Consider the following 6,000-nt stretch of genomic DNA (forward strand, 5'->3'; position numbering starts at 1 on the left):
CATGAGGTGCCGAGTCAGAGAGGGGCCGGGACGGGGTGAGACCGGGTGGTCGAGAGAGAGCGCCGTCCGGGTCCTCCCCGTTCCCGCTCTCTGAGGTTTCCCGACATGAACATCTCGTCTCCCGTGACCGATCCGGTCACGCCGTTCGGCGCCGCACCCGCGATCCTGGCCGCCGCCCATCTCCTTCTTCCCCATCTCGAACGCGGTCAACGCGTCGATGCCGCGATCCTGCGCTGTGCGATGGAAACCGCCTTCGGTGCGTCCGACGCCAGCGGCGCCTGGGACTGGAAGTTTGCCTATGAGGCTTGCGAGGTCGCCACGGTTCTGTTCCTGCGCAAGTACGGAAAGACGCTCTTCCGTAAAGCCGCCTCTCCGGTTTCCCGGCTCGCTCCGCTGGCGAAGATCGCTGGGTTGCTGCCCACGCAGAGCCGCCGCTCCGAAGAAAGCCAGAGCTTCCAGCAGTTCAGCACGCCTCTGCCTCTCGGCCTTGCTGCGCTGGCGGCGGCCGGGATCAGGCCTGATGACGTGGTGCTGGAACCCTCGGCGGGCACCGGCCTCATGGCGATCCTCGCCCAGAGCGTCGGCGGTTCGCTGATCCTCAACGAACTCGCCGAGACCCGCGCCGATCTTCTCACTTCCCTCTTTCCGGCCTTTCCCGTCACCCGCTTCGACGCCGCCCAGATCGACGATCATCTGGTCCCGGATGCGGTGCCTTCCGTGGTGTTGATGAACCCGCCATTCTCGGTCATGGCCAATGTCAGCGGGCGCGTCGCTGATGCGGCCTACCGCCATGTTGCCTCGGCACTGGCCCGTCTTGCCCCCGGTGGCCGGTTGGTGACGATCACCGGCGCAGGCTTTTGCCCCGAGGCTCCGGCATGGCGGGACGCTTTCATCCGCTTGCAGGCCCGTGGTCGCGTGGTGTTCAGCGCTGCCGTCGATGGCGCAGTCTATGCAAAGCACGGCACCACGATCGACACGCGACTGACCGTGATCGACAAGCTACCCACCGACGACCCGACCAGTTTTCCGGCCTCACCGGGGATCGCGCCTGATGTTGCCACGCTGATCGGATGGATCGAGGCACATGTCCCGCAGCGTTCGCCGGTATCATTGACGAAGATCGTCGTGCCCGCTTCGACCATCGCGCCGAAAACCGTGCGGGGCTATCTGGCCCGCGCGACAGCGGCGCGACCTGCCGCTGCTCCCGCCCACGATCCCGATGGCGTCGAACTTGCCTATGAGACCATGGACTGGGCGCCGCCCGAGGGCGCGCGCTTGTCGGACGCGATCTATGAGGAATATGCGCTGCAATCGCTGCGCATCCCCTGCGCCGAGCCGCACCCGACCAGGCTGGTGCAATCCGCTGCCATGGCCTCGGTCGCGCCGCCAAAGCCGTCCTACCGGCCCATGCTGCCGTCCGACATCCGCACCCGTCTGTCGGACGCCCAGCTTGAAACGGTGATCTATGCCGGTGAAGCCCATGCCGATCACCTCGCCGGTGCCTGGGCCGTGGACGAGCAATTCGACAACGTGCGCGCCGCCGCCGAGGATGCCGCCGGAGCTGTCCGTTTCCGCCGGGGCTTCATGCTCGGTGACGGAACCGGCGCTGGCAAGGGACGCCAGTCCGCCGCTATCATTCTCGACAACTGGCTGCGCGGTCGGCGCAAGGCGGTCTGGATTTCCAAGTCCGACAAGCTGATCGAGGATGCGCAACGTGACTGGTCGGCGCTCGGCATGGAACGCTTGCTGGTCACGCCTCTGTCACGCTTCCCTCAAGGCGCAAAGATCACGCTGTCGGAAGGCATCCTGTTCACCACCTATGCCACCCTACGCTCCGATGACCGGGGCGAGAAGGTTTCGCGCGTCAGGCAGATCGTCGAATGGTTGGGCTCCGATTTCGATGGGGCCATCATCTTCGACGAGAGCCATGCGATGCAGAATGCCGGTGGCGGCAAGGGAGACCGCGGCGATATCGCCGCCTCGCAACAGGGACGGGCGGGCCTGCGGCTCCAGCACGCGCTGCCCGATGCCCGAGTGGTCTACGTCTCTGCGACCGGCGCCACCACAGTTCACAATCTCGCCTATGCGCAGCGCCTCGGCCTCTGGGGTGGTGAGGATTTCCCGTTCCAGACCCGGGCTGAGTTTGTCGAAGCGATCGAAGCCGGTGGCGTTGCGGCCATGGAAGTGCTGGCCCGCGATCTGCGATCTCTCGGCCTCTATACCGCCCGCTCGCTCTCCTACGATGGGGTGGAATACGAGTTGGTCGAGCATCAACTCACCGATGAACAGCGGCGCATCTATGATGCTTACGCGGCCGCGTTCGCCGTCATTCACAACAATCTCGACGCGGCGATGGAGGCGGCCAATATCACCGGCAGTGAAGGCACGTTGAACCGCCAGGCCAAGTCCACCGCGCGGTCGGCCTTCGAGAGCACCAAGCAGCGTTTCTTCGGCCACTTGCTGACCTCGATGAAAACCCCGACGCTGATCCGCTCGATCGACGCCGATCTTGAAGCGGGCCATGCGGCCGTCATCCAGATCGTCTCGACTGGCGAGGCGCTGATGGAACGGCGGCTGGCGGAGATTCCGACCGAGGAATGGAACGATATTTCCGTCGATGTCACGCCGCGGGAATATGTCGGCTCCTATTTGCAGCACTCCTTCCCGGTGCAACTCTATGAGCCCTTCACCGACAGCGAGGGAAATCTCTCATCGCGGCCCGTGTTCCGCGATGGGCAGCCGGTCGAAAGCCGAGAAGCCGTCGCCCGGCGCGACGAGATGCTGGAGCAACTCGGGTCGCTTCCGCCGGTCCCGGGCGCACTCGACCAGATCGTTCAGCGCTTCGGCACGGATGTGGTGGCGGAGGTCACGGGGCGGTCCCGGCGCATCGTGCGCAAGGGCGATGGCGCATCGGCCCGCCTTGCAGTCGAAAACCGTACACCGTCCGCGAACCTTGTGGAGACCTCGGCCTTCATGGATGACCAGAAGCGCATCCTGGTCTTCTCGGATGCCGGGGGCACGGGGCGCAGCTATCACGCGGACCTTTTGGCGCGGAACCAGCGGCTGCGCGTACATTACCTGCTGGAACCGGGCTGGAAGGCCGATACCGCCATTCAGGGGTTGGGGCGCACCAACCGAACCAATCAGGCGCAGCCGCCACTCTTCCGGCCGATCGCCACGGATGTGAAGGCCGAGAAGTGGTTCCTGAGCACCATCGCTCGCCGTCTGGACACCTTGGGCGCAATCACCCGCGGTCAGCGCCAGACCGGCGGTCAGGGCCTGTTCCGGCCAGAGGACAATCTGGAATCCGCCTATGCCCGCGATGCGCTGCGCCAGCTCTATCTGCTGATCGTGCGCGGCAAGGTCGAGGGCTGCTCGCTCGAACGGTTTGAAACGGCCACCGGCCTGAAGCTGATGGACTCGAACGGCATCAAGGACGATCTGCCGCCGATCACCACTTTCCTAAACCGTCTTCTGGCCCTCACCATCGAGTTGCAGGGCATCCTGTTCTCGGCCTTCGAGCAGCTTCTGCAGGCGCGGATCGACGGGGCCATTGCATCCGGCACCTATGACATGGGGCTGGAGACGCTGCGCGCGGAGAGCTTCGTCGTTACCAACCGGCAGCTGATCCACACCCATCCGGGCACGGGGGCGGAAACCCGGCTCCTGACCCTGACAGCGCGCAAACGCAATCAGCCGATCTCGCTCGATGCAGCCCTGGCGGAACTGGATGATCCCCGCGCAAGATTGCTCATCAACGAGCGATCCTGTCGCGCCGCGGTGCAGATCCCGACAACCAGCGTGATGCTGGATGACGGCGAGATCGAGCGCCGTGTCCGCCTGATCCGGCCGATGGAAGCGGTGAGCTTCCCCGTGCGGGCGATGGAAGAGACCCATTGGCTCGAGGCTGACAGGACCGACTTCGCCACGGCCTGGAGGGCGGAATTGGAAGAGATGCTGGAGTTCACCGACAGCATCCTGCATATGGTGACCGGGCTCCTGCTGCCGATCTGGAAGCGCCTGCCGCAGGACTCCTCCCGCGTCTATCGGCTCCAGACCGACGAGGGCGAACGCATTATCGGTCGTCGGGTCTCGCCCGCATGGGCCGACAACGCCTCGAGCAGCGGTGTCAGCAGCATCACGTCCGATGCGGCCTATGGCGCGCTGATCGAAGGTTGCACCATCCTCGATCTGGCCGAGGGGCTGCAACTGCGCCGCGCGCGCGTCATGGGCGCGAACCGGATCGAACTGACCGGCTTCACCGATACCATGCGCGAGCGCCTGCGGGCCTATGGTCTTTTCAGCGAGATCATCTCCTGGAAGCTGCGTTTCTTCGTCCCGGTCGGGGCAGCGGGCCCGGAGGTCACGGCCAAGCTCCTCGACCGCTTCCCCGTCGAGCGCATCTCCGAGCGGGTGGCTGCGTGATGGCGCGTCTCAACGCTTCCGAACTGGCGCAGCGTCTCGGTCGCCAAGCCGAGGCGGTGTGCCGCCACTATCTCTCGAATGGGCGCAAACAGGGCAATTACTGGCAGGTCGGCGATGTGCAGAACAGTCCCGGCCGCTCCATGTTCGTCCGTCTGACCGGGCCGGAATCGGGCAAGGGCGCGGCCGGCAAATGGACCGATGCGCAGAGCGGGGAACATGGCGATCTGCTCGACGTGATCGGCGAAAGCCTCGGCCTTATCGATTTTGCTGATGTTGCCGAGGAAGCCCGCCGCTTCCTCAGCCTGCCGCATCCCGAACCGGAGCCACAGTCCCGCAAGTTCCGAACACCGCCGGTACCATCCGGTTCGTCCGAAGCGGCGCGCCGCCTCTGGCACATGACCCGGCCATTGATCGGCAGCCTCGCGGAGACGTATCTACGCGGACGCGGCATTACGGATTTACGCGGAACCGCGAATCTGCGGTTTCATCCGAACTGCTATTGGCGCCCCGAGGACGATGGTCCCACCGAAACCTGGCCCGCCATGATCGCCGCCGTCACTGACCTCGACGGCAGGATCACTGGTGCGCATCGCACCTGGATTCAACGCGACGGTTCCGGCAAGGCACCTGTCGATCCGCCGAGAAAGGCGATGGGAGACCTGCTCGGAAACGCCGTCCGGTTTGGCGAGGTGCGGGATGTCATGGCAGCGGGCGAGGGGATCGAAACCATCCTCTCGCTGCGGCAGGCATTGCCGATCCTGCCGATGGCCTCCGCACTTTCAGCCGGGCATCTCTCCGCCATCCAGTTCTCCCCGCATCTGCGCAGGCTCTATATCGTCTGCGACAATGATCCGGCAGGTGACGCCGCGCGGGACAGCCTGGTGGACCGGGCTATCGAGGTCGGAATCGAGGCGATCACGCTCTCGCCCATGCTGGGGGATTTCAACGACGACCTCGTCAACTTCGGCCTGGAGGCGCTTCGGGCGCAGATCCGGGTGCAGATCGCCCCCGAGGACGTCAGCCGCTTTATGGCGCTTGCGTCATAGCCAGAGAGGGCCTTGATCGGGGATAACCGATCCCGCCATGGGCAAGGGGTTGGGGCACCTCGGCAAGGGGACCGCGCCTTGGCCTTCTTGAGAGGGCGAGCGGCCCACAAACGCTCCGGCCCGGCAATGGCGGCGCCCGACTGATTTCCGTCGGCGGGCAAGCCCGCCTTTACAGCGCGAAGCATATGTGGACACCCCCTTCGTCAAGTCTTTCCTCAAAGCGCGTCGAATCCGGTTGGGTGCTTGCATATGTCCGGCCTCGTAGTGCGGCCGGTTGGCCGCGGGCCCTGATGATATCCGCGGATCATGGTCCCTATCAAATCATCGCGCTTTTGGGCGCTGTCTCGCGAACGGGTTTTCCTGATCCCCGGCAAAACCGGTAGTCATCACGCTTCTTGGGCAGACCCTCCGAACTGTTGCGACGCCAGTGCGTCGTATTCTATGCGGCTGCTTCTCCGTAGACGGTTTTCCGTGCCATCACGGCCCAGCAGATCCGTGCCATCTTGTTGGCCAGGGCCACCGTTGTAAG

The 6,000-nt window shown here is 64.9% G+C and carries 2 protein-coding genes; both read left to right on the forward strand.

All coding sequences use genetic code 11. The features are described from left to right. Positions 1-105 precede the first annotated feature (105 nt). Positions 106-4,425 carry a strawberry notch family protein gene (locus G481_RS0114105; RefSeq protein WP_028030618.1) on the forward strand — a complete coding sequence of 1,440 codons (4,320 nt, stop codon included), beginning with the start codon at positions 106-108 and terminating at the stop codon, positions 4,423-4,425. Continuing rightward, entirely contained in the window at positions 4,425-5,471 is a 1,047-nt protein-coding gene (locus G481_RS0114110; protein ID WP_028030619.1) for a DUF7146 domain-containing protein, read from the forward strand. Before G481_RS0114105 ends, G481_RS0114110 begins: the two co-directional genes overlap by 1 nt. The last annotated feature ends 529 nt before the right edge of the window (positions 5,472-6,000 follow it).

This window comes from Gemmobacter nectariphilus DSM 15620 (assembly GCF_000429765.1).
In the GTDB taxonomy this organism is placed as follows: domain Bacteria; phylum Pseudomonadota; class Alphaproteobacteria; order Rhodobacterales; family Rhodobacteraceae; genus Wagnerdoeblera; species Wagnerdoeblera nectariphila.